Annotated in this window: 24 protein-coding genes; 10 read left to right on the plus strand and 14 right to left on the minus strand. The window is 65.9% G+C overall.

The annotated features are described in order from the left end of the window. Positions 1-12: 12 nt before the first annotated feature. Positions 13-2,286, minus strand: coding sequence for a TonB-dependent receptor domain-containing protein (locus tag NX775_RS14295; protein ID WP_258836604.1), 2,274 nt, complete (start codon positions 2,284-2,286; stop codon positions 13-15). A 192-nt stretch (positions 2,287-2,478) separates the two neighbouring features. Here NX775_RS14295 and NX775_RS14300 point away from each other — a divergent pair, with 192 nt between their 5' ends. Next, positions 2,479-2,967, plus strand: coding sequence for a glutathione peroxidase (locus NX775_RS14300; protein ID WP_258836605.1), 489 nt, complete (start codon positions 2,479-2,481; stop codon positions 2,965-2,967). 12 nt (positions 2,968-2,979) lie between these two features. Here NX775_RS14300 and NX775_RS14305 read toward each other — a convergent pair whose 3' ends face one another. From NX775_RS14305 to NX775_RS14345, 9 genes are all read right to left on the minus strand, one after another. Then, complete coding sequence (locus NX775_RS14305; RefSeq protein WP_258836606.1) at positions 2,980-3,879, minus strand: DUF2145 domain-containing protein; 900 nt, start codon at positions 3,877-3,879, stop codon at positions 2,980-2,982. Beyond that, the gene (locus NX775_RS14310; RefSeq protein WP_183556956.1) at positions 3,879-4,343 is read right to left on the minus strand and encodes a hypothetical protein; all 465 of its coding nucleotides are present in this window, start codon (positions 4,341-4,343) and stop codon (positions 3,879-3,881) included. The genes NX775_RS14305 and NX775_RS14310 overlap by 1 nt, the downstream gene beginning before the upstream one ends. 72 nt (positions 4,344-4,415) lie before the next feature. Continuing rightward, positions 4,416-4,730, minus strand: coding sequence for a hypothetical protein (locus NX775_RS14315; RefSeq protein WP_183556954.1), 315 nt, complete (start codon positions 4,728-4,730; stop codon positions 4,416-4,418). Between the two features lie 96 nt (positions 4,731-4,826). Then, positions 4,827-5,468: a hypothetical protein gene (locus tag NX775_RS14320; protein ID WP_258836607.1), complete on the minus strand. Its 642-nt coding sequence runs from the start codon at positions 5,466-5,468 to the stop codon at positions 4,827-4,829. A 170-nt stretch (positions 5,469-5,638) separates the two neighbouring features. Continuing rightward, positions 5,639-5,896, minus strand: a complete 258-nt coding sequence (locus tag NX775_RS14325; RefSeq protein WP_258836608.1) for a Txe/YoeB family addiction module toxin — start codon at positions 5,894-5,896, stop codon at positions 5,639-5,641. Next, positions 5,871-6,170: a type II toxin-antitoxin system Phd/YefM family antitoxin gene (locus NX775_RS14330; RefSeq protein ID WP_258836609.1), complete on the minus strand. Its 300-nt coding sequence runs from the start codon at positions 6,168-6,170 to the stop codon at positions 5,871-5,873. The genes NX775_RS14325 and NX775_RS14330 overlap by 26 nt, the downstream gene beginning before the upstream one ends. Positions 6,171-6,293: 123 nt before the next feature. After that, positions 6,294-7,520 carry a glycolate oxidase subunit GlcF gene (gene glcF / locus NX775_RS14335; RefSeq protein WP_258836610.1) on the minus strand — a complete coding sequence of 409 codons (1,227 nt, stop codon included), beginning with the start codon at positions 7,518-7,520 and terminating at the stop codon, positions 6,294-6,296. 12 nt (positions 7,521-7,532) lie between these two features. Then, on the minus strand, positions 7,533-8,591 hold the full coding sequence (glcE, locus tag NX775_RS14340) for a glycolate oxidase subunit GlcE (protein WP_258836611.1): 1,059 nt from the start codon (positions 8,589-8,591) through the stop codon (positions 7,533-7,535). Beyond that, positions 8,591-10,072 carry an FAD-linked oxidase C-terminal domain-containing protein gene (locus NX775_RS14345; RefSeq protein ID WP_258836612.1) on the minus strand — a complete coding sequence of 494 codons (1,482 nt, stop codon included), beginning with the start codon at positions 10,070-10,072 and terminating at the stop codon, positions 8,591-8,593. Before NX775_RS14345 ends, glcE begins: the two co-directional genes overlap by 1 nt. An 80-nt stretch (positions 10,073-10,152) precedes the next feature. Here NX775_RS14345 and NX775_RS14350 point away from each other — a divergent pair, with 80 nt between their 5' ends. From NX775_RS14350 to NX775_RS14360, 3 genes are read left to right on the plus strand one after another with little or no spacing between them, the layout of a single operon-like run. Beyond that, positions 10,153-10,707 carry a cob(I)yrinic acid a,c-diamide adenosyltransferase gene (locus tag NX775_RS14350; protein ID WP_258836613.1) on the plus strand — a complete coding sequence of 185 codons (555 nt, stop codon included), beginning with the start codon at positions 10,153-10,155 and terminating at the stop codon, positions 10,705-10,707. Between the two features lie 3 nt (positions 10,708-10,710). After that, on the plus strand, positions 10,711-11,403 hold the full coding sequence (locus tag NX775_RS14355) for a 2OG-Fe(II) oxygenase (RefSeq protein WP_258836614.1): 693 nt from the start codon (positions 10,711-10,713) through the stop codon (positions 11,401-11,403). Positions 11,404-11,430: 27 nt separating this feature from the next. Beyond that, positions 11,431-12,177, plus strand: coding sequence for an SDR family oxidoreductase (locus tag NX775_RS14360; RefSeq protein WP_258836615.1), 747 nt, complete (start codon positions 11,431-11,433; stop codon positions 12,175-12,177). Here the strand turns inward: NX775_RS14360 and NX775_RS14365 are convergent. Then, positions 12,174-13,127 carry a LysR family transcriptional regulator gene (locus NX775_RS14365; RefSeq protein ID WP_258836616.1) on the minus strand — a complete coding sequence of 318 codons (954 nt, stop codon included), beginning with the start codon at positions 13,125-13,127 and terminating at the stop codon, positions 12,174-12,176. The two genes, NX775_RS14360 and NX775_RS14365, sit on opposite strands and share 4 nt — an antisense overlap. Before the next feature lie 94 nt (positions 13,128-13,221). Between NX775_RS14365 and NX775_RS14370 the strand changes: the two genes are divergently transcribed. The 6 genes from NX775_RS14370 (at position 13,222) to NX775_RS14395 (ending at position 18,438) form a co-directional block, all read left to right on the plus strand. Further along, on the plus strand, positions 13,222-14,124 hold the full coding sequence (locus NX775_RS14370; RefSeq protein WP_258836617.1) for a DMT family transporter: 903 nt from the start codon (positions 13,222-13,224) through the stop codon (positions 14,122-14,124). A 126-nt stretch (positions 14,125-14,250) separates the two neighbouring features. Beyond that, positions 14,251-14,838 carry an RNA polymerase sigma factor gene (locus NX775_RS14375; protein ID WP_258836618.1) on the plus strand — a complete coding sequence of 196 codons (588 nt, stop codon included), beginning with the start codon at positions 14,251-14,253 and terminating at the stop codon, positions 14,836-14,838. Continuing rightward, entirely contained in the window at positions 14,835-15,494 is a 660-nt protein-coding gene (locus tag NX775_RS14380; protein ID WP_258836619.1) for a zf-HC2 domain-containing protein, read from the plus strand. The genes NX775_RS14375 and NX775_RS14380 overlap by 4 nt, the downstream gene beginning before the upstream one ends. Next, positions 15,491-16,756, plus strand: a complete 1,266-nt coding sequence (locus NX775_RS14385) for a S8 family peptidase (protein WP_258836620.1) — start codon at positions 15,491-15,493, stop codon at positions 16,754-16,756. Before NX775_RS14380 ends, NX775_RS14385 begins: the two co-directional genes overlap by 4 nt. Beyond that, the gene (locus tag NX775_RS14390) at positions 16,708-17,385 is read left to right on the plus strand and encodes a TorF family putative porin (RefSeq protein ID WP_258836621.1); all 678 of its coding nucleotides are present in this window, start codon (positions 16,708-16,710) and stop codon (positions 17,383-17,385) included. Before NX775_RS14385 ends, NX775_RS14390 begins: the two co-directional genes overlap by 49 nt. Positions 17,386-17,514: 129 nt before the next feature. Further along, positions 17,515-18,438, plus strand: a complete 924-nt coding sequence (locus NX775_RS14395) for a hypothetical protein (RefSeq protein WP_258836622.1) — start codon at positions 17,515-17,517, stop codon at positions 18,436-18,438. Between the two features lie 90 nt (positions 18,439-18,528). On the opposite strand, the gene dxs is transcribed toward NX775_RS14395, so the two are convergent. Genes dxs through NX775_RS14410 form a run of 3 tightly spaced genes read right to left on the minus strand, consistent with a single transcriptional unit; the run spans position 18,529 to position 21,560 of the window. Next, complete coding sequence (dxs, locus tag NX775_RS14400; protein ID WP_258836623.1) at positions 18,529-20,403, minus strand: 1-deoxy-D-xylulose-5-phosphate synthase; 1,875 nt, start codon at positions 20,401-20,403, stop codon at positions 18,529-18,531. After that, complete coding sequence (locus tag NX775_RS14405) at positions 20,404-21,297, minus strand: polyprenyl synthetase family protein (protein WP_258836624.1); 894 nt, start codon at positions 21,295-21,297, stop codon at positions 20,404-20,406. Continuing rightward, positions 21,294-21,560 (minus strand): exodeoxyribonuclease VII small subunit, encoded by a 267-nt coding sequence (locus NX775_RS14410; protein WP_258836625.1) that lies wholly within the window; start codon positions 21,558-21,560, stop codon positions 21,294-21,296. Before NX775_RS14410 ends, NX775_RS14405 begins: the two co-directional genes overlap by 4 nt. Positions 21,561-21,697: the final 137 nt, after the last annotated feature.

A 21,697-nucleotide genomic window follows, 5' to 3' on the forward strand; every position in this document is an offset into this window, starting at 1 on the left:
CGGGTCAAACGCTCACCCGCCCGGCCCCATGCCGCCGCCCGGGGGCCCGAACCCTTGGCCACCGCCAGGCCCGCCCCGCGCGCCATCCGGTCGGCGCCCGCCCGCACCGCCAAAACTGCCGAAGCGGTACGACAGCCCGACATACACGAGGCGTCCTTCCTGGCGGCGGATGCTGTATTCGCGCAGGCGGTCGGTCTCGGTGATCGATTCGGTCTTTTGCGAGTCGAAGACGTCGTTGACGTTCACGACGAGGCTCAGGGCCTGGCTCAGGTTACGGCGGTAGCTCAGGTCAGCGCTGCGCGTCGGCTGGCGGTAGCCTTCGCCGAACAGCGTCTTGCCCTGCGCATTGAGTACCAGCTGCAGGCTGTTGGTCGGGTTGATCTGGTAACTCACGCGCGCGCGGCCGCTGAGCGACGTGGCGCTGCGCTTGTCATCCTGGCTGTTGCCCAGTACCGACTGCTCGGAGTACCCCAGGTTGCCGCTGGCATTGACCGTCAAGCTGGGCGTGACGCGGCCGCTGAACGTGAATTCGAGGCCGCCCGAGTTGCTGCTGCCGGCGTTCTCGCGCGTGGTGAGCAGCACCGTATCGGAGATGAAGGTGCGGCGCTCCTGGATCAGGTCCGAATCGCGCCGTGCGTACAGACGCACATTGGTCTCGACCTTGCCCAGTTTGGTCTCCAGCCCCAGCTCGATCGAGTCGGTCTTGGTAGGCATCAGGTCGGGATTGCCCGACGAGACGTTGGTTTCGTCACGGTAGACGACGAAGGGATTGAGGTCGCCCGCGCCCGGCCGGCGGATGCGGTGCGCGTAACTCAGGCGCAGCGCCGTGTCGTCGGACAGGTCGTAGGTCAGGAATGCGCTCGGGATCGCGTCGAAGTAATGGTTGTTGGCCTTGACGTTGGTGGTGACCTGGTTCAGATCGAGGTCGGTGTATTCGGTGCGCAGCCCGCCCAGCAAGCCCCATTTTTCGGCCAGGCGCAGCTGATAGGTACCGTACAAGGCCACGGTCGTTTCATCGAGTTCGAAGCGGTTGGTGCGCTGGTTGCTGAGGCTCTCGGCCAGCGTCGCCTCGTCGACATTGAAAAAGCGCGTGTCGAACACGTTGCTGTTCTGCGCGACCTTGTAGCCCGCCTTGAACACGCCCTTCTCGCCCGGCAGTTCATAGTCGCCGGTGAAGTCGATCACGCGCGTTTCGGTCAGGTTGTTCTGGTGCGTGCGCGGCGCGGTCGAATTGGCGGGGCGCACCGTGTAATCGCTGGCAAAGCGCGTGTCGGCCTCGCCCTTGTTGCCCGACAAGCGCAGGTCGACCTTGAGGATTTCGCCGGGCCGCGCGCCCTTGTGATCCAGGCCGCCACTCAGGCTGTAGCTGCGGTTGTCGTTGTCTCGCACGCTCGAACGCAGGTAGTCGCCGTCGATGCTGCCGTCGGCGTTCAGGCCGCGGTAGCGTTCCTGCGACTGCCCGTCGCTGCCGTTGGCCGAGAAGCTGGCCTTGGCCGACAGCACATCCTTGTCGCCCAGGTTGTAGGTCAGCGAGCTGTTCATGCCCACGGCCTCGGTGTCGGTCTCGCTGTTCGAGCGCTGCGTGCTGCTGGCCACGGCGCCGGTGAGCGGATCGATCCGGTCGCGGTTTGTTTCGCCGTCGGAGCCACGCGTGTCGCGCCGGACGTACACGCCGCCCTGCACGCTCATGCGCCCGGTCGTGTAGCTGCCGAAGCTCGACGCATTGGCGCGCCCTTCCGGGCCGACGTTCGCGTTGACGGCGCCGAAGCCGCCCGGCGTGCGCTCGCGCCGCATCACCAGATTGATGATCGGGCCGCCCCCACCTTCGTTGCCGAACTGCGCGCCGGGGTTGTTGATCACTTCCACCGAATCGAGATCGGCCGCCGGGATCGCGCCCAGCGCCGCGGCGCGGTTCTCGCCCTGCATCATCGCCGACGGCTTGCCATCGACGAGGATCTGCACATTGCTGCGCCCGCGCAGCGTCACGTTGCCGTCCGGGTCCACCGCCACCGACGGCACCTTGTTGAGCGTGTCGGCCACCGTGTCGTTGGTCGAGGCAGCGTCGCTCTTGACGTCATACGCCTGGCGGTCGATCCGGTTGGATGAACGCGCCGCCGTGACGGCGACGGTGGAGGCGACGGGAACGTCCGCCGCCTGCAGCGCCGGCGCGGTTGGCGTGACGGCACCGGTAACGGGATCGGCCGGCCGGACGGCGGTTTCCTGGGCAAATGCACAGACAGGCGCCAGCAGCGCGAACAACAGGGCGGAAGAACGGTGACGTGACATGAATACCTGGGTGACGGGACGTTTGGACGAGCGTAATTGTCGCACGCGTCATGCCCGGAATTTGTTAAGAAATGCTAAGACGGACGAAATGTCACTGCATTGATCGGCGAACCGACACCGCCGGGGCCAACGCTCTGGTACGCGCCTGCCAGCAGTAGCGTAAACTGCACTGTTTACAACAAGGAGACTTCAATGAATGCCTACGATTTCAACGCCACTGCCCTCGACGGCCAGCCGGTCGACCTGCAGCGCTACCGCGGCAAGGCGCTCCTGATCGTCAATACGGCCAGCGCCTGCGGCTTCACGCCGCAATACCAGGGCCTCGAGGCGCTGCAGCGCCGCTATGCGGACCAGGGCCTCGTAGTGCTGGGCTTCCCGTGCAACCAGTTTGGGCACCAGGAACCGGGCGACGAAGCAGCGATCGGCGCCTTCTGCGAAAAGAACTATGGCGTGACGTTCCCGATGTTCGCCAAGGTCGACGTCAATGGCGACGACGCGCATCCGCTGTTTCGCTTCCTGAAGGGCGAAGCGCCCGGCGTGCTGGGCACCGAGGCGGTCAAGTGGAACTTCACCAAGTTCCTCGTCAACCGCGAAGGCGAGGTCGTCACGCGCTATGCACCGACCACCAAGCCGGAAGACCTGGGCGGGGATATCGAGAAGGTGCTGGCGAACAGGGTCTGATTGCGCCAGCGCTCACGGCGCAATGGCAATCACCTCGTCACCCGGCTGCGGCTCGCAGCTTGCGCCCAGTGGCGTCCAGCCGCGCCGCACGACAATCCGGCGCTCGTCGTGGCAGATTTCCACGCGCTGTGTTTCGGGCGCGCGGCGCTGCACGAAGGCCTCGATCGAGGCAGGCACGCTGACCTGGAGCGACAGCACGTGCAGGTCTTCCACCGGGTGGTCGTCCACGTGCACGAGCGGCACGAACTGCCCGGCAAACATCGTGAAGTGCGACGGCACCTTGACGGGGCCGGGGACGTAATCGTTCGCGCGCAGCCAGGCCTGCGCTTTTTTCCGCGCGTTGCCCTCACCTGCCGCACCGCCCCAGGCACTGGCCATCAGCTCGGCCACCCACTGGTTGCAGTTCTGGTATTTGGTGCCGTAGGCATAGGCGTTGGCACTGTATTGACCGGCCAGCAGGGCCAGCGCCAGCGCCTTGTCGCGGGCGGCGCGTTCGAGCGACGCGCTGTCGTCGGCGGGCAGGAATAACAAGGCGACATGGCCCTTGCCCGGTGCGTCGGCGCCGAGCGCGAAGCCGGCGATGCCCTGATCAAAGATGTACGGACGCGCCTCGTCGCACTCGTAATACAGCTGGCGCACGGCCCACGGGCTGTCCGGCGTGTCGCGCAGTGCGACGCCGGCGTGTGAATACACCAGATCGAAGCGGCTCAGGTCCGTGCCGGCGCGCGCGATCAGGGCGACCTTGCCGTTCGAGCGCGCCAGCTCCTGCTTGACGACGCCGGCAAAGCGCAGCACGCGGTCCTGCTCGGTCGCGTTGAGGTCGCGCGAGCGTTCACAAAAGGTGGGAAAGCCGGCCCAGGCACTGCCGCTCGCACACAACAGCAGCGCCAGCGCGGCCTGGCGCACGAGCATCAGATCGTGACTTTGCGCGAGCCCAGTTCGCGGTACCACTCGTCCTGCAGCGCCAGGAAGAACGGCCGCTGGGTGTCGGCGTAGGCGAATTCATAGCCGTAGGCGCGCTCGTTGACCTGGACCACGTCGCCCGCGATCACGGTGCGCGTCGCGAGGGCGCGGTTGGGCACGTCGAGCTCGAACGAACGGGCCTGGCCGGCAGCGGTTGCGCGCAGCGTCAGCCGGGTGGTATCGGGCTTGTTGGGGGCGTGTGCAATGTTGATCACGCGGTACTGGCCGGCGGCGACCTTGTCGTTGTCGCTCGAGCTGTTGCTGGAACCGCTGACCGAATCGGAAATGCTGGCCGACGACGCCGAGCCGGCGCTGGACGCGGACGACGCGAAGCTGTCAGCCTGCGCGGGCGCATTGCAGGCGGCAGCGAACAGGGTCAGGCACAGCGTGCGGGAGAGGATAGGCAAGGTCATGACACTCTTTCATTTAGCGAGCAGAACGCTCCTATGGTACAAGCCCTTGCGCCGAATGACCATAGGGCAATTTTATCGCGTCTGAATGCGGGCCGCGCCGTGGGTGATGCAGCCGCGGGTGACGTTGTCCAGGAAGCGGATCGCCACATCCATCGACAGGCCCGGTGGCAGCAGATTGGCAAGCCCGGGGTCGTCGTTCAGCCGATCGACGCCATACGCCAGCCGGCGCGACACGTCGCGCGCCAGTTGGCCATCGCTGTTGTAGAGCGCGTCGTAGACGCCGGCCGCTTCCCATACCGGCACGAGGCCCGGGGTGCTGCTGTCTTCGAAGACGATGGCGCGCGGACTGTCTTCGTCCTCGCGCACGAGTTGAAAGGTAAAGCTCAAGATCGTTCCTGCTGGTGTTCGTTGCTGGGGTCGGGGCGATGCTACCACGCTCGCCGCGTTGCTGCAGTGGCCCGATGTCCGGCGGACGTTCCCGAATCAGTTTGCCTTACCCTGTCGGCATCCGGTGGCGTAGGCGATCTTGTACGGTTTGTCAAAACAGCGCTGCAGGCCTTCGACCACATCGATATTCATGGGCCAGCGCATTTTGAGTGTCGTGCCGTCAGCCGTAGGCAGTTCGATAAAGCCATTCACCAGGGCTGGCACATCCTCTCCGGTCATTGGCGGTACTGCGGCAAGCTTTCGGTGTGCAGCGTCCAGGGCGATCCTGTCCTTGCGCAGGAAGGCGATCGATGCGTCTACATAGAAATTCCATCCCGAAGGATCATCTTCCACCGGCACGCGCGAATGTTCCATCAATGCTGCGGCAGGTCGGGACTGGCCGGCGATGGCGCGCATCTGCCCTTCGTGCCAGTGCAGCATGCTGGATTTGTTGCCATGGGCCTGGCGATAGTCACGCAGCAAATCGGCCGCCACGAGCTCGCAGCCCGGCGTATCGCCGAGCGGGCGCCACCCACCGCTCATGTCCTGATCAAACTTTGCTTCATCCAGGGCGAGCAGGCGGCTGCGATCATGACTGCATGATGTGCTCGTTGCATTTGCGGAGGGTGTGGCTGCCGCGGTGGCAGATAAAAACAGGAGCGTGCACGCCAGGGCAAGGGTCGAAATCGGTGAGGGCATGTGCAGGAGCGGTTAGTCAGCAACGTGCCAGATTAGCAAATAGCGGTACGAGAATAAGCGCGGATTCTCACCATCTCGATGCCGAAACGCCTTCTCGAACCCGACTGCAAAGATCATGACAACCGGTAGGTCGTGGCCATCCCCCATCCCGGCTTGTAACTCCGAAACCATCAGTAGTGGTAACGACAAGAGATGACGATCAGTTCCACGTCATTGACCATGTAGACAAACCGATTGGATTCATCAATGCGGCGCGACCAGCATCCGCTCAAGCCATGCTTCAAAGGCTCTGGTTTTCCAATGCCAGCAAATGGATCTCGTTGCACGTCCTTCACGAGATCGTTGATGCGTTTGAGCGTCTTTCTGTCTTGCGTTTGCCAATATACATAACTGTCCCAGCCCTCATCCGTGAACTTCAGCGTGCGCATTTTTCGATTCCTCGGCGCTGGATGGCGCTAACAACTCCCGCTGCTTTGCTTCGCCTGCACGCGCTTGAGCAATCGACTTGGCCAAATGCGCTGCATTTGCCGGTGAGCTGAGCAAATGAACCGTCTCCATCAGGCTGCTGTAATACTCGAACGACATGACGACAGCGTCGGGCGCATCGCGCCTGGAAATAACAGTCACGTCAGCATCATCGACGACCTGGTCGATGACATTCCTGAGACTGTTGCGGGCCTCAGAAAAATTGATGATTCTCATGCGCACCTCCTGTGTTGTTCTTAAAGCACCGACGACATTGCCCGAACTTGTCCTATATATCGTACAAGTATAGTGCAGGAATGGATATTAGCAAGTGCCATTGCAATGAGAGATGGCAGTCAATCAGGTCAGTCGCTGCTCCAGCAGCTCGATCCAGTGCTTCACAGGCGTCCCGGTCCCTGCCTGCAGATGCGCGATGCACCCGATATTGGCCGACACGATCTGCTCCGCCCCCGTCGCGGCCAGGCTGGAGAGCTTGCGCTCGCGCAGCGCGAGCGAGATGGCCGGTTGCAGCACCGAATAGGTACCGGCCGAGCCGCAGCACAGGTGGTTGTCGGCGCACAGCACCACGTCCACACCGGCTGCCTGCAGCACGCCTTCGACCTTGCCCCGGATTTGCTGGCCATGCTGCAGCGTGCACGGCGGGTGATACGCCACGGGTGGGCCGCCCTTCCCCTTTGCCAGTGCGGCGATCCGGTCCTGGAATAGCGCCAGGACTTCCGACAGGTCGCGCGTGATCGCGCTGATCCGTTCCGCCTTGGCGGCATACGCCAGATCGTGCGCCAGCAGGTGACCGTATTCCTTGACGGTGACGCCGCAGCCCGACGCGGTCATGACGATCGCCTCGACCGCGCCGTTTTCAACGCTGGGCCACCAGGCGTCGATATTGCGGCGCATGTCGTCCAGCCCGCCGTCCTGGTCGTTCATGTGATAGCGCAGCGCGCCGCAGCAGCCGGCCTTGGGCGCCACGGTCAGCTGCACGCCCAGCGCATCGAGCACGCGCGCGGCGGCGGCATTGATGTTGGGCGCCATCCCGGGCTGCACGCAGCCATCGAGCACCAGCATCTTGCGCGGGTGGATGCGCGTCGGCCAGCGGCCGGCGGCGCGCACGGGCGGCAACTTGGCCTGCAGCTTCTCCGGCAACAGGGGCCGCAGCAGGCGCCCGGCCCTGAATGCCGGCGTGGCCAGGCCCGCGCGAGGCAGGCAGGCCTTGAGCGTCGTGCGCGTGAGCCGCTCGCCCAGGGGCCGCGCCACGCGCTCGTCGACCAGCTTGCGACCGATGTCGAGCAGGCGCCCGTACTTCACGCCCGACGGGCACGTGGTTTCGCAGTTCAGACACGTCAGGCAGCGGTCCAGGTGCAACTGGGTCTTGCGGGTCGGCTCGGCGCCTTCGAGCACATTCTTGATCAGGTAGATGCGCCCGCGCGGGCCATCGAGTTCGTCGCCCAGCAACTGGTACGTCGGGCAGGTGGCGGTGCAAAAGCCGCAGTGCACGCAGGATCGCAGGATCGCTTCGGCCTCACTGCCCTCGCGCGTGCCCTTGATGAAGTCGGCCAACGTGGTTTGCATGTCTTATGCGCCTTATGGATACATGCGGCCGGGGTTGAAGATATGCGCGGGATCGAACGCGTCTTTCATGCGCGCGTGGATGCGCGCCAGCGCGGGCGCCAGTGGCTGGAATACGCCGGCCGACTTGTCGCCGCCCCGGAACAGCGTCGCATGGCCGCCGCAGGCCTGCGCGGTGCGCCGGATCGCCTGCGCGGTACCTGCGTCACCATCCGCGCGCAACCAGCGTTGGGCGCCACCCCATTCGATCATCTGCGCGCCGCCCAGCACCAGCGCGCCCGTGGTCGACGGTACCGACAGGCGCCACAGCGCGCTGTCGCCGTCAAAGAACGCCGTGCGTTGTTCGCGCAAGGCGTGCCAGAACGCATCGGGCTCCGGCATCACCTCGCCACTCAGACTCCGCACGGCGGCATCGACCGCTGCCTCGGCGCCCGACAAGCGCAGTGCCAGCGCGCCGTCGACCCAGGCGCTGGCCGAGATGGGTAATGGCTGGCCGCCCCACACATTCAGGCGCCGCAGCGCCTCGATCTCGCTGCACGCAAACCGCAGCGTGGTTTCGGCAAAAGGCCGTGGCAGCACCTTGACCGAGACTTCCAGCAGCACGCCCAGCGTGCCGAGCGAACCGGCCAGCATGCGCGAGACGTCGTAGCCGGCCACGTTCTTCATGACGCGTCCGCCAAAGGCCAGCACGTCGCCGCGGCCATCGAGCAGCGTCGCGCCCAGCACGAAGTCGCGCGCGGCGCCGCTCGTCGCGCGGCGCGGGCCGCACAAGCCGCCCGCAATCACGCCGCCCAGTGTGGCGTGCGGACCGAAATGCGGCGGCTCGAAGGCCAGCATCTGGTTGCGTTCGGCCAGCGCGGCTTCGATCTCGGCCAGCGGCGTGCCGCAGCGCGCCGTGATCACCAGCTCGGTCGGCTCGTAGTCGACAATGCCTGCATGGGCGCGCGTGTCGAGGATGGCGCCGGCCGGCGCGCCACCATACCAGTCCTTGGTGCCGCCGCCACGGATGCACAGCGGCTGCCCGCTGGCGGCGGCCGCCCTGACCTGCTGCTGGAAGTATTCAACGGTATTCATCAGAAGCGCGGCAATTCTGGAAACGGCACCTGCCCGTGGTGCACGTGCAGCTTGCCGAATTCGGCGCAGCGGTGCGGCGTGGGGATGGCCTTGTCGGGATTGAGCAGCGCGCACGGATCGAACGCGTGCTTGACGGCGAAGAAGGCGTCGAGCTCCTTGCGCCCGAATTGCACACACATCGACCCGATTTTTTCCATGCCCACGCCATGCTCGCCCGTAATGGTGCCGCCCACCTCGACGCACAGCGCCAGGATGGCCGCGCCGAAGGCTTCGGCGCGATCGAATTCGCCCGCCACGCTGGCGTCGAACAGGATCAGCGGATGCATATTGCCGTCGCCCGCGTGGAACACGTTCGAGCAGCGCAGGCCGTACGTGACTTCCATCGCCGCGATCCCGGCCAGCACACGCGCGAGCTGCTTGCGCGGGATGGTGCCATCCATGCAGTAGTAATCGGGCGAGATGCGCCCTGCCGCCGGGAACGCATTCTTGCGGCCCGACCAGAAGCGCCCGCGCTCCGCTTCGCTCTGCGAGACGGTAATCGCAGTGGCGCCGGCGCGCGCCAGCACTGCGCTCATGCGGCTGATTTCTTCGGCCACTTCGAGCGCCGTGCCATCGGCTTCGCACAGCAGGATGGCGGCAGCGTCCAGGTCGTAGCCGGCCTTCACGAACGGTTCGACCATTCGCACCGAGGTGCGGTCCATCATCTCGAGGCCGGCCGGGATGATGCCGGCGGCGATGACGTCGGCCACCGCATTGCCGGCCGTGACCACGTCGGCAAACGAGGCCATGATGACCTGCGCCAGCGCCGGCTTGGGCACCAGCTTCACGGTCACCTCGACAACGATGCCCAGCATGCCCTCCGAGCCGATAAACACGGCCAGCAGATCCAGGCCCGGCGCATCGAGTGCGCCCCCGCCCAGTTCGACGATATCGCCTTCGATCGTGGCCACGCGCACGCGCAGCACGTTGTGGATCGTCAGGCCGTATTTGAGGCAATGCACGCCGCCCGCGTTTTCGGCGACGTTGCCGCCGATCGTGCAGGCGATCTGCGATGACGGGTCGGGCGCGTAATACAGGCCGTGGCTGGCGGCCGCTTCGGAAATGGCCAGGTTGCGCACGCCCGGCTGCACGACGGCGGTGCGTGCCAAGTGATCCACCCTTTTAATGGCGTTCATGCGCGCGGTCGAGAGTACAACGCCGTCGTGGATCGGCAGCGCGCCGCCCGACAGGCCGGTGCCGGCGCCGCGCGGGACGACCGGCACGTTCAGTGCACGGCACACATCCAGGATGGCCAGTACCTGCGCTTCGTCAGTCGGCAGCGTCACGATCATCGGCAACTGGCGGTAGGCGGCCAGACCATCACATTCGTAGGGCCGCGTGTCTTCGGGTGCAAACAGGACGCACGCTGCGGGCACGCGCGCCAGGAGCGCGGCGACGACCTGCGCACGTCGGTCAGACAAGGCTGGATTGGACGAAGACATGGGTCGATTGTAAGCAAATCGGCAGGTTTTGTCGTATCCTCGTGCCATCGTATTTTCACCCTACTGCATAAGAGAACATCATGGGCAACCGCCTCTCCAAAATAGCAACCCGCACCGGCGACGATGGCAGCACGGGCCTCGGCGACGGCAGCCGCACCGGCAAGGACAGCGCGCGCATCCACGCGCTGGGCGAAGTCGACGAACTCAATTCCTTTGTCGGCCTGCTGCTGTGCGAAGACATGCCGCCGGATTTGCGCGACGAACTCGTGGGCATCCAGCACGACCTGTTCGACCTGGGCGGCGAGCTGTGCATCCCGGGCTACCAGATGATCAAGGAAGAACACGTGCTGCGCCTGGACACCATGCTCGAGAAATACAACGCCGACCTGCCGGTGCTGAAGGAATTCATCCTGCCGGCTGGTTCGCGCGCGGCGTCCACGGCGCACCTGTGCCGCACGGTGTGCCGGCGCGCTGAACGCGCGATCGTCGCGCTGTCGAAGGAAGAAGAGATTCACGCGCACCCGCGCCAATACGTCAATCGCCTGTCCGACCTGATGTTCGTGCTGTCGCGCGTGCTGAACCGCTTCGCGGGTGGCAGTGACGTGCTGTGGAACCACGAGCGCAAGGCCAAATAAGTCATGGACGACTTCATCGGCGTCTATGACGACGCGCTCACCGCGCAGCAGTGCGAAGCGCTCATCAAGCGCTTCGACGCCAGCGACAAGGTGGTGCGCGGGCAGACAGGCAACGGCGTCGATGTCGTCAAGAAGGACAGTTACGACATCACGATCAACCAGCATCCCGAGTGGGCCGACGCCACGGGCCTCCTGGTGGACACGATGGCGCGCCACCTGGCTGCCTACGCAGAACGCTACCGGATGCTGCTGATGGGGTCACTCTCGCCCACGCTCGAGCATCCCGTGACGGGCGTGCCGACCGTGCTGTCGATGGCCAACTTCGACGAACTGGGGAGACCCAACATCGATGAGTTGCTGCGCGTGCTGTACCGGCCCGGCACGATCAACCTGCAAAAATACCTGCGCGGCAGCGGCGGCTATCACCACTGGCATTCCGAGATCTATCCGCAGAACGCAAGCTGCGAGTCGCTCCACCGGGTGCTGCTGTGGATGGTCTACCTGAACGATGTGGCCGAGGGCGGCGAGACCGAGTTCCTGTACCAGGGCCGCAAGATCGCCCCCAAACAAGGCCGGCTGGTCATTGCACCGGCGGGCTTCACGCACACGCACCGTGGCAATGTGGCGACTAGTGGCGACAAGTACATCGCCACGTCGTGGATCCTGTACCAGCGCGCCGAAACGCTGTTCGCATAAATCACCTTGATCACCGGGAAGGCAAGCATGGACACCAATACAAGTAAAGTCGCCATCGTCACGGGCGCCTCGCGTGGCATCGGCCGGGCCATCGCGCTGCGCCTGGCTCAAGACAATATCGCTGTCGTCGTCAACTACGCCCATCGCGCCAGCGACGCCGACGACGTCGTGCAGGCCATCGAAGCGGCCGGCGGCAGGGCCATCGCGCTGCAGGGCGATGTGGCCAACGCAAGCGATTGCGCGCGATTATTCGACGCGACCGAGGCGCAGTTTGGCGGCGTCGACATCGTCATCAACAACGCCGGCGTCATCCAGCCCGGCACGACCATGCTGGCCGATACCGACGACGCCCTGTACGAACGCATCTTTGCCATCAACACGCGCGGCACGTTCAACATGCTGCGCCTGGCCGCCACACGCATGCGGGCCAACGGCCGTATCGTCAATTTTTCCAGCAGCGTGATCGGCCTGGCGCTGCCCGGCTACGCCATTTACGCCGGCTCGAAAGCAGCGGTTGAAACGTTCACCAATATCTTTGCCAAGGAATTACGTGGCAAGGGGATCTCGGTGACGGCCGTGGCCCCGGGCCCGACGGCAACCGACCTGTTCATGGAAGGCAAGACGCCCGAGCTGGTCGAACGCCTGGGCAAGATGGCGCCGCTCGAACGGCTTGGCACACCGGACGATATCGCCGGCACGGTGGCGTTTCTGGTCGGTCCGCAGGGCGCCTGGGTCAATGGCCAGACGTTGCGGGTCAATGGCGGAATCGTCTAGGGGACTGTAGGGCGGCGAAGGAACGCATCCCAGGGCGGGTGCTCGCCGAAATGCTCGAGCACGAAGTCGATGAACACCCTGACCTTCTGCGGCAGGAAGCGGTTTTCACGGTACACCGCCAGCACGTGTGTACCGAACATGCCTACCGGCGCGAGCGTCGGCAGCACGTGGACGGCGCGGCCAGCGCGAATATCCTCGCCCACGACGAAGGTCGGCAACAACGCGATGCCGGCGCCGCCGAGCATCGCCTCGCGCAAGGACTGGCTGCTGTTGATGGCCAGCGCAGCGGCGGGCTTGAACTGCAGGCGTGCGCCTGCCACGTCGAATTGCCAGGTGCTGACAGGGCCGGCGTCGCCGAAGGTCAGGCAGCGGTGCTCATGCAGCGCGGCGAGATCGGCGGGCGCACCATACTGTTCGAGGTAGTCCGGTGAGGCGGCCAGCACATAGTTCAGCGGCGCGACCGGCCGCGCAACGGCGCTCATCAGGTCGACCTTTGGACTCAGCCGCAGCGCAACATCGATGCCCTCTTCGACCAGGTCGACATACCGGTCCTGCAATTGCAGGACCACGCGCACAGCCGGGTAACGCGCCATGAATGCCGGCAGCAGCGCCGCCAGCTGCGCATTCCCGAACGCCATCGACGTGGACACGCGCAGCGTGCCGCCCGGCCCGGACTGCTGACCTGCAGCGGTGGACTCGATGGCGCGGGCCTCCTCGACCATCCGCAACGCATGCTGGTGGATGTCACGCCCCGCTTCGCTCAGGCCAATCCGACGCGTCGACCTGTTCAGCAGCTTGACCTGCAATGCCGCTTCCAGCCGCGCGACCGCCTTGCTGATGCTGGCTTTGGTGGTGCCCATCTGGCGCGCCGCTTCCGAAAAGCTGCCGGCATCGACAACCCGCACGAAGGCCCAGATATCCGAAAAGTCGCGTGGCGTTAAACCAGGCATGCGTATCCTTGATGGAAACAATATGTTGTAATTACAGAGGATTGTATCGGTAAACAGGGGGTCGTATGCTGTCTTCTCACCACCGGAGACCATCATGACCACGTTGCGTACTGCCCTTCCCGTCAGCCTGGCGCCACCCGTGCTTGTGCTGCCCATGCTGTTCATCCTGATGTGGAGTTCCGGCTACGTCGTCGGCAAGCTGGCCCTGCCCTTCGCCGGTCCGTTCACATTGCTGGTGCTGCGCTTTGGCCTGGCGGCGCTGGTGCTGCTGCTCGTGGCCATCGTCACCCGCGCGCCGTGGCCACGCCAGCACGCGCAGTACGCGCATCTCGTCGTCGTCGGGCTGCTGGTCCAGGCGCTGCAGTTCGGTGGCCTGTACTCGGGCCTGAAACTGGGCGTGAGCGCAGGCGTCTCGGCGCTCATCATCGGCGCGATGCCCCTGTGTACGGCGTTCGGAGCGGGCGCGTTCCTGCACGAACGCGTTGGCGTGCGCCAGTGGATGGGCCTCATCGCAGGCATCGCCGGCGTGCTGCTGGTGGCGCTTGGCAAGGGAGTCGCCTGGGACACGGGCGCCGCCGGAATCGGCGCCGTAGTGCTGGCCCTGGCCGGCATCACGCTCGGCACGCTGTACCAGAAGAAGTACTGCGCTGGCCTGGATCTACGCACTGCCGGCTGCATCCAGCTGGCAGTGGCAACGGCCGTCGCACTGCCGCTGGCGTTGGGCCTGGAAGGCTGGCAGGTAACGTGGACGCCGACGCTGATCCTGGCGTCCGGCTGGCTGTCGGTCGTGAACTCCATCGGCGCCGTCAGCCTGTTGTTCCTGATGATGCGGCGCGGCGACGCGAGCCGGGTCGCCAGCCTGTTCTACCTGATTCCGGGGACGACGGCGCTGATGGGCTTTGCGATCCTGGGCGAACGGCTTGGCCCCGTGTCGATCGCCGGCTTCGCCGTCACGGCCGGCGCCGTGTATCTGTGCACACGCACCGCCAAATCCTGAAAAAGCTGCACGCTGCCCTGCGACTGTCAGTTAGCATGCAGCGTGCCCCCATTCGACAATCGTAACGACGCCATGAACCTTTTCGGCGTGGCGGGGTATCTACCGTAGAAGAACGAGAGGACGTGCGTGGAACGACGATTTGACGCCAGACCGGCCGCGGCGCGCACGGAGCAGGATGAAGCGGGCCTCGTCGAGCGTGTCGCGACGGGCGACCGGCGCGCCTTCGAAACGCTGTACCGGGCCTACCACCCACGGCTGGCGCGCTTCCTGCAGCGCATGACGCGCAGCACGCCGCTGATCGAGGAAATCGTCAACGACACGCTGCTGGTGGTCTGGCGCAAGGCGGCGACATTCAATGGCAGCAGCAAGGTCTCGACGTGGATCTTTGCCATTGCCTACCGGCGTGCCTGCAAAAGCCTGCAGGCGCTCGACGAGCCGGTCGACGCCGGCAGCGATGAACGCGAGGGCATCGAGGCCGACCGCCCCGACTGGCAACTGGCGCACGTGCAGCTGACCGGTGCGGTCCATGCCGCGCTGGCCCAATTGCCGCTGGCGCAGCGCACCGCGTTCCAGCTGACTTTTTATCATGACATGAGTTACACAGAGATTGCCGAGATCATGGAGTGCCCAGTGAATACCATCAAAACCCGCCTGTTCCATGCCCGCAAGCGCCTGGCCGTGCTGCTGGAAGGCCAGATCGAGGTGCGGTCATGACCGACCTGTCTGATCGCGAGGCGGCGCACCGAGAGACGCAGGACCTGCTGCCCTGGCTGGCCAACGGTCGCCTCGACGGCGCAGAGCTGCAACGTGTCCAGGCGCACCTGGACACCTGCGCCACATGCCGCGCCGATCTCGATGCGCTCCACACACTCCAGGATGTCGCCGACCTGCCGCCGCCAGTCCTGGATGTCGACAAGGCGTTCGCGCGCCTGCTGCCGCAGCTCGATGCGGTGGCGCCGGCGGATGCAGCGCCCGTCGTCCCCGGCTGGCGCACGCGCCTTGCCGCGAACGACGGGCGCTGGCTGCGCGCCGCCGTGGGCCTGCAGTTCTGCGCCATCGTCGTGCTGGGCGCACTGCTGCTGCGCCCGTCCGGCGACACGCAGATGGCCGCGCAGGATGCGGCTTACCGCGTGCTCGGCGCCGAGACGGGCGCCGACAGCATCGTGGCCGTGACCTTCAAGCCGGACACGCCCGAACATGAATTGCGCCGCATCGTGACGGCCAGCGGCGCGCACATCGTCGGCGGCCCGACGGTCACGGGCGCGTGGATGCTGGGCAGCGCGCAAGCGCCAGCCGATGTCGCGGCGCGCCTGCGCACCGAATCCGCCGTCACGCTGGCCGAGCCGCTCGGCATGCAGGCCAGCCCATGAACCGGCTGCTCGCGTGGGCGACCCTGATCGCCGCCCTGCTCGGCCTCGCCGGGGTGCCGGCGCACGCACAGGACCATGCCGACCCGCTGGCGCAGGCAGCGCGCCGTCAGGTGCTGGTGATGCTGCGCCTGCCGGCCCAGCACTTTCGTCCCGATGCATCGTACGGCGGCGGCTACCTGAAGGATGGCGGCAGCGCCGCACGCCGCCGCGTGGCGGGCGATATCGCAGCCGCCCACGGTTTGCGCCTGCTCGACAGCTGGCCGATGCCGGCGATCGGCGTCGACTGCTTCGTGATGGAAGAACCCGATGACGCGCCGATCGGGCGCGTGGTGGCCGCGCTGTCGCACGATGCGCGCGTGGCATGGGCCCAGCCGCTGGCCGATTTCCAGGCACAGGACGGCGGCGATCCGCTGTACCCGCTGCAGCCGGCGGGCCACGACTGGCACCTGACCGACCTGCACCGCGTCAGCACGGGACGCAACGTGAGCGTGGCCGTGATCGACAGCGGTGTCGATGCCGACCACCCCGACCTGGCCGGCCGCATCAAGGTGCGCCGCAACTTCGTCGACGACACCGGCGATGTCGCCGAGGTCCATGGCACGGCGGTCGCGGGCATCATCGGCGCACTGGCCGGCAATGGCGCGGGCATTGCCGGCGTGGCGCCGGGCGTCAAACTGATGGCCCTGCGCGCCTGCTGGGAAACCGGTGCGCAACCGGCGCGCTGCAACAGCCTCACGCTGGGCAAGGCAATCAACTATGCGCTTGAAAACGGCGTGCGGATCATCAATCTGAGCCTGGCCGGGCCAGCCGACCGCCTGCTGCAAGCGTTGCTGCAGGCGGCACTGGCGCGCGGCGTGATCGTGGTGGCGGCGGCCGATCCGCGCCTGCCCGACGGCGGCTTCCCGGCCGCGCTGCCGGGCGTGATCGGGGTCGCGCGGCCGGGTGACCACCACCCGGCGCCATCGACGCTGGTGTATGCGCCCGGGACCGACATTCCGACCTGCGCACCGGGCCGGCGCTGGCACATGGTGTCCGGTTCGTCGTATGCGGCGGCGCACGTGGCCGGCCTCGCGGCACTGCTGGCCGAGCGCCAGCCGGGCACGGTCGCACAAACGCTGCGGCGCCAGACGGACGGCCCCGTGGCTGCACGGCCGGGTGGTAACATTGACGCATGTGCCGCCCTGTCACGGGCAGCTGACACCTGCGTCTGCCTATGCCCGTCCACCGTCGCCACGGCGCCATCCTCCTCGCGCTTGCGCTGACCCTGCCGCTGTTCAAGGACGCACGGGCCCAGACCAGTGGTGACCTGACGCTGGTGTCCGAATATGCCGGCCGCGGCGTCGCGCCGTACACGCGCCCTGCGCTCCAGTTGCGGGTGGAGCACGACACCGCCGCAGGCTGGTACGGCGGCGCCTTCGCGTCGCCCGTCACGCTGGACAATCGCACACAGGGCCAGCTGACCGCCTATGCTGGCAGAGCCCGCAGGCTGACGTCGACGCTGTCATGGGATGCGGGCGTCACGCGCAACACCTACCTGCGCGATGGCCACCGCAATTACCACGAGTTCTATGCCGGCGTGGCGCTGCAACGCGCCAGCGTGCGCGCGTTCTATTCACCCGCCTACTATGGCGAGGGGCGCAGCGTCTACCTTGACCTGAGCGGCGCCTATCCCCTTTCCGACACAGTGCGCCTGGCCGCCCACGTCGGTGTGCTGCATCCTTTCGCCTACGACGGCATCGCGGCCAAGGACAGCGCCGATGTGCGCATCGCGCTCGTGACCGACGTTGGTGACGTCACGCTGCAGGCCGGCTGGCAGGCGCGCTGGCGGACCTACCTGCCTGACTTCCCTAAGCCAAGTGCATTCACGGCCAGCGCCAGCTACCATTTCTGACACGTCCCCACTTATCCGCATCGCTTGAAAAAATTTGTTGATCTTCATTGAACCCTGGCCGCGCACCAGGGTATTAACGGTTCAGGACACCAGCGCATCGGGCGCCACGTTCCGACAACGGAGAACAGCATGAAAAATTGGATGGTGGCTTGCAGCATGGGCCTGTTGATGACTGCGCAGGCTGCGTACGCAGCAGATTCGGCCGGCTGCGAGAGCGGCGGCTTCACGGTACTGGGCAAACGCGGCGCGCAAACGGTGTCGGTCGCGCCGGGCGCCGTGACATCGGTGTTTCGGGTACAGGGCCGCTACGTCCAGTTCGATGTCGACGCCGCCTCGTTCGGCATTCTCAATTACACGCTGACCGGCGCTGCCAACAAGGAAGACATCACGGGCGGCAAGGCAACGCCCGTCTTCGACAGCAAGATGCCCGACCACCGGGGCCTGGTCCTGAACGGCGCCGTCAGCGTCGAATTGAGCAGTTCGGCCGACATCGTGCTGACCCGCAGCGGGCCGGGCGTCACGATGAAGATCCAGGCCAAGGATTGCGCCACCGGCGGCCTGTTCCAGATGGAAGTCGAGCGCAGCGACGAAACCAAAACCGTGTTCACGCACAAACTGGCGCAAAGCGCCTTCTACTTCGACAACCGCAATTTCCGCAACCGCGAAGGCGATACGGTGCCGTTCAAGGACACCACGCTGACCGTCACGCCGCGCATCAATTTCGGCAATGACTACGCGGCGAAATTCGTCGGCCGCGACAGCCCGCAGTTCGCCGACCGCATCGCCGAACCGCTGTGCACCAACAATATCGTCACCCGCACGGGCGGCGTCGCCAGGGTCCAGCATTGCGGCGGCGTGTCGCAGTGGTCCGTCGCCAGCGGCGGGCGCATGGGTCAGGTAATGGGCGAGGATGCCGTCGAAGTGGCGCCACCAGCCACCGCCTGCACGCACAAGTGCCAGGCGCAGAACCGCACCCGCGGCGGCGCCGTCGTCCTGGGCGCGCCGTTCCCGGTGGCCGAAGCCGATCGTCTCAAGGCGCGCCAGGTGCAATAACCGTCAAACAGACGGGATAAAAAAAGGGCTGGCGTCGATCGCCAGCCCTTTTTTGCGTCACGCCGCGCGAGAAACAGCGCAGAAACTGCGTCAGCCGTTGTTCACCACCAGGCGCGGTTCACCGGATGCCGACAAGCGCGCGCGGATCGATGCCGCGATGCCCTTGGCGTCCAGGCCCACCGACGACAGCAGCGCCACCGGGTCACCCTGATCGATGAAGGTATCCGGCAAGCCCAGATTGAGCACCGGCTTGGCGATGCCGGCAGCGGCCATCGCTTCCATCACGGCAGCGCCCGCGCCGCCCATGATGCAGCCCTCTTCCACCGTCACGATCAGGTCGTGCTCCTGTGCCAGCCGCTTGACCAGGTCGACGTCCAGCGGTTTCACGAAACGCATGTTCGCGACCGTCGCATCGAGTTCGTCACCGGCCAGGATGCTGTGCGAGACCATCGAGCCGAACGCCAGGATGGCGATGTTCTTGCCGCTGCGGCGCACTTCGCCCTTGCCGATCTCGATCGAATTCAAGGCCTCCACGATTGGCGTGCCGACACCGGCGCCGCGCGGATAGCGCACGGCCGCAGGGCCCGGATAGTGGTAGGCCGTCGTGAGCATCTGGCGGCATTCGTTTTCGTCCGACGCAGCCATGACGACCATGTTCGGGATGCAGCGCAGATAGGCCAGGTCATAGTTGCCGGCGTGGGTTGCGCCGTCGGCGCCAACCAGGCCCGCGCGGTCCAGCGCGAAGGTCACGTCGAGGTTCTGCAGCGCCACGTCGTGGATCAGCTGGTCGTAGCCGCGCTGCAGGAACGTCGAGTAGATCGCCAGCACGGGCTTGACGCCTTCGGTCGCCATGCCCGCGGCGAAGGTCACCGAATGCTGCTCGGCGATGCCGACGTCGAAGTAGCGCTGTGGGTATTCCTGGTGGAAGCGGACCATGCCCGAGCCTTCACGCATCGCCGGCGTGATCCCGACCAGGCGCTGATCGGCCGCTGCCATGTCGCACAGCCAGTTGCCGAAGACTTCGGTGTAGGTGATCTTGCCCGGCGCGGTGGCCGGCTTGATGCCCTCGAGGTGATTGAACTTGCCGGTGCCGTGGTACAGGATCGGCTCGGCCTCGGCCAGCTTGTAGCCCTGGCCCTTCTTGGTCACCACGTGCAGGAACTGCGGGCCCTTGAGCTTCTTGATGTTTTCCAGCGTCGGGATCAGCGATTCGAGGTCATGGCCGTCGATCGGGCCGATGTAGTTAAAGCCGAATTCCTCGAACATCGTGGCCGGGACCACCATGCCCTTCGCATGTTCTTCGAGCTTCCGCGCCAGGTCGAGCACGGGCGCTGGCAGTACGCTCTTGCCGACGTTCTTGGCAGCGGCATAGAACTGGCCCGACAGCAGGCGCGCGAGGTAGCGATTGAGCGCGCCGACCGGCGGTGAGATCGACATGTCGTTGTCGTTCAGGATGACCAGGAGGTTCACGTCGTCTTCGACGCCCGCATTGTTCAGCGCCTCGAACGCCATGCCGGCGGTCATGGAGCCGTCGCCGATGACGGCGATGGCGTGGCGGTCTTCACCCTTGATCTTGGCCGCTGCGGCCATGCCGAGCGCCGCCGAGATCGAGGTCGACGAGTGGGCGGTGCCGAACGTGTCGTACTCGCTTTCGTCGCGTTTCGGGAAGCCCGACAGGCCGTTCAACTGGCGCAGCGACGGCATGCGGCCGCGGCGGCCCGTGAGGATCTTGTGCGAATAGGTCTGGTGGCCCACGTCCCAGACGATGCGGTCGCGCGGCGTGTCGTACACGTAGTGCAGCGCGATGGTCAGTTCGACCGTGCCCAGGTTGGACGACAGGTGACCGCCCGTTTTCGAGACCGACTCGAGCAGGAACTGGCGCAGCTCCTTGGCCAGTGGCGTGAGCTGGGTGCGCGGCAGCTTGCGCAGGTCGGACGGGTCGTTGATATTGTCTAGCAGGTTCATTTAGGCCTTCCGCTGCACGATCAGGTCTGCCAGTTCACGCAGCCGCTGTGCTTGTTCTCCGAATGGCGCCAGCGCGTCATGCGCGTCACGCCGCAATTGCTCTGCCAGATCGCGCGAAGGCGCCAGGCCGAGGATCGACACATAGGTCGGCTTGTTGTCGGCCGCATCCTTGCCGGCGGTCTTGCCCAGCGTGGCCGAGTCGGCGGTCGCATCAAGTACATCGTCGACCACCTGGAACGCCAGGCCGATCGCGGCCGAATAGGCGTTCAGGGCCTCGACTTCGCGTGGCGTCAGGTCGCGGCCCGCGAGCGCGCCAAGCAGCACCGACACGCGCAGCATGGCGCCCGTTTTCAACTGGTGCATGCGTTCGAGTTCGTCGCGCGTCAGCGCCAGGCCGACGCTGTCAAGATCAATGGCCTGCCCGCCGCACATGCCGTTCGAGCCGGCCGCCTGCGCCAGCAGGCGCACCATCGTCAACAGGCGCGCCGGCGGCACGGTGGCGCATTCGGCCAGCACCGTGAAGGCCTGCGCCTGCAGCGTGTCGCCCACCAGAAGCGCGGTCGCTTCGTCGTAGGCCACGTGCACCGTCGGCTTGCCGCGGCGCAGCGCGTCGTCGTCCATGCACGGCATGTCGTCGTGCACGAGCGAATACACGTGGATCATTTCGACGGCGCTAGCCACCCGCGCGAGCGCGGCCGGGTCGGCGTCGAACAGCGCGCCGGCGGCGTATGCCAGCAGCGGACGCACGCGCTTGCCGCCGCCCAGCGTCGTGTAGCGCATCGCTTCGTGCAGCTTGTGCGGCATCTGGGTGGCCGCTGGCAGGAACGCGTCAAGCGCGCCCTCGACGTCGTGCTGGACCTGGCGGGTCCAGTCGGCGAACGCTGGCGCGCTCATTGCACGCCCTCGTCGTCGCCAGAGAACGGCTTGAGCATGTCGCCTTCAAGTACCTTGACCTGCGACTCGACTTTCTCGAGCTGCCCTGCGCAGTACTTGACGAGTTCGGAGCCGCGCGCATACGCCGCGACCGAGGCGTCCAGCGGCAAGGCGCCGGACTCCATCTGTGTCACGAGCTGGGCCAGTTCGGCCATCGCCCCCTCGAAGGATTCGGGTGGCGCCGCCCCTGCTGCTGCGCTGCCCGCTGTCATATTCTTTGCCATAGGTCGGTATCGTAAGGGCGTCCAGTTGTGCGCCGTGGGTCAATCCAATCGCGTATTTTAGATCAATCCCACACCACGGGGGGCGCACATTGCACCATTCGCAACATGCAGCCCCGTCCATCGATTGGGCCACGCCC

The sequence above is a fragment of the Massilia aurea genome, from assembly GCF_024753205.1.
Lineage (GTDB): Bacteria > Pseudomonadota > Gammaproteobacteria > Burkholderiales > Burkholderiaceae_D > Telluria > Telluria aurea.

Excerpts from the sequence above, each read along its gene's own strand:
- NX775_RS14390 (WP_258836621.1), top strand. The coding sequence starts at position 16,708 with ATGCCCGTCCACCGTCGCCACGGCGCCATCCTCCTCGCGCTTGCGCTG.
- glcE (WP_258836611.1), bottom strand. The coding sequence starts at position 8,591 with ATGAATACCGTTGAATACTTCCAGCAGCAGGTCAGGGCGGCCGCCGCC.
- NX775_RS14320 (WP_258836607.1), bottom strand. The coding sequence starts at position 5,468 with ATGCCCTCACCGATTTCGACCCTTGCCCTGGCGTGCACGCTCCTGTTT.
- NX775_RS14310 (WP_183556956.1), bottom strand. The coding sequence starts at position 4,343 with ATGACCTTGCCTATCCTCTCCCGCACGCTGTGCCTGACCCTGTTCGCT.
- NX775_RS14325 (WP_258836608.1), bottom strand. The coding sequence starts at position 5,896 with ATGCGCACGCTGAAGTTCACGGATGAGGGCTGGGACAGTTATGTATAT.
- NX775_RS14370 (WP_258836617.1), top strand. The coding sequence starts at position 13,222 with ATGACCACGTTGCGTACTGCCCTTCCCGTCAGCCTGGCGCCACCCGTG.
- NX775_RS14360 (WP_258836615.1), top strand. The coding sequence starts at position 11,431 with ATGGACACCAATACAAGTAAAGTCGCCATCGTCACGGGCGCCTCGCGT.
- dxs (WP_258836623.1), bottom strand. The coding sequence starts at position 20,403 with ATGAACCTGCTAGACAATATCAACGACCCGTCCGACCTGCGCAAGCTG.
- NX775_RS14295 (WP_258836604.1), bottom strand. The coding sequence starts at position 2,286 with ATGTCACGTCACCGTTCTTCCGCCCTGTTGTTCGCGCTGCTGGCGCCT.
- NX775_RS14355 (WP_258836614.1), top strand. The coding sequence starts at position 10,711 with ATGGACGACTTCATCGGCGTCTATGACGACGCGCTCACCGCGCAGCAG.
- NX775_RS14345 (WP_258836612.1), bottom strand. The coding sequence starts at position 10,072 with ATGTCTTCGTCCAATCCAGCCTTGTCTGACCGACGTGCGCAGGTCGTC.
- NX775_RS14380 (WP_258836619.1), top strand. The coding sequence starts at position 14,835 with ATGACCGACCTGTCTGATCGCGAGGCGGCGCACCGAGAGACGCAGGAC.
- NX775_RS14365 (WP_258836616.1), bottom strand. The coding sequence starts at position 13,127 with ATGCCTGGTTTAACGCCACGCGACTTTTCGGATATCTGGGCCTTCGTG.
- NX775_RS14350 (WP_258836613.1), top strand. The coding sequence starts at position 10,153 with ATGGGCAACCGCCTCTCCAAAATAGCAACCCGCACCGGCGACGATGGC.
- NX775_RS14330 (WP_258836609.1), bottom strand. The coding sequence starts at position 6,170 with ATGAGAATCATCAATTTTTCTGAGGCCCGCAACAGTCTCAGGAATGTC.
- NX775_RS14385 (WP_258836620.1), top strand. The coding sequence starts at position 15,491 with ATGAACCGGCTGCTCGCGTGGGCGACCCTGATCGCCGCCCTGCTCGGC.
- NX775_RS14300 (WP_258836605.1), top strand. The coding sequence starts at position 2,479 with ATGAATGCCTACGATTTCAACGCCACTGCCCTCGACGGCCAGCCGGTC.
- NX775_RS14395 (WP_258836622.1), top strand. The coding sequence starts at position 17,515 with ATGAAAAATTGGATGGTGGCTTGCAGCATGGGCCTGTTGATGACTGCG.
- NX775_RS14410 (WP_258836625.1), bottom strand. The coding sequence starts at position 21,560 with ATGGCAAAGAATATGACAGCGGGCAGCGCAGCAGCAGGGGCGGCGCCA.
- NX775_RS14405 (WP_258836624.1), bottom strand. The coding sequence starts at position 21,297 with ATGAGCGCGCCAGCGTTCGCCGACTGGACCCGCCAGGTCCAGCACGAC.
- glcF (WP_258836610.1), bottom strand. The coding sequence starts at position 7,520 with ATGCAAACCACGTTGGCCGACTTCATCAAGGGCACGCGCGAGGGCAGT.
- NX775_RS14305 (WP_258836606.1), bottom strand. The coding sequence starts at position 3,879 with ATGCTCGTGCGCCAGGCCGCGCTGGCGCTGCTGTTGTGTGCGAGCGGC.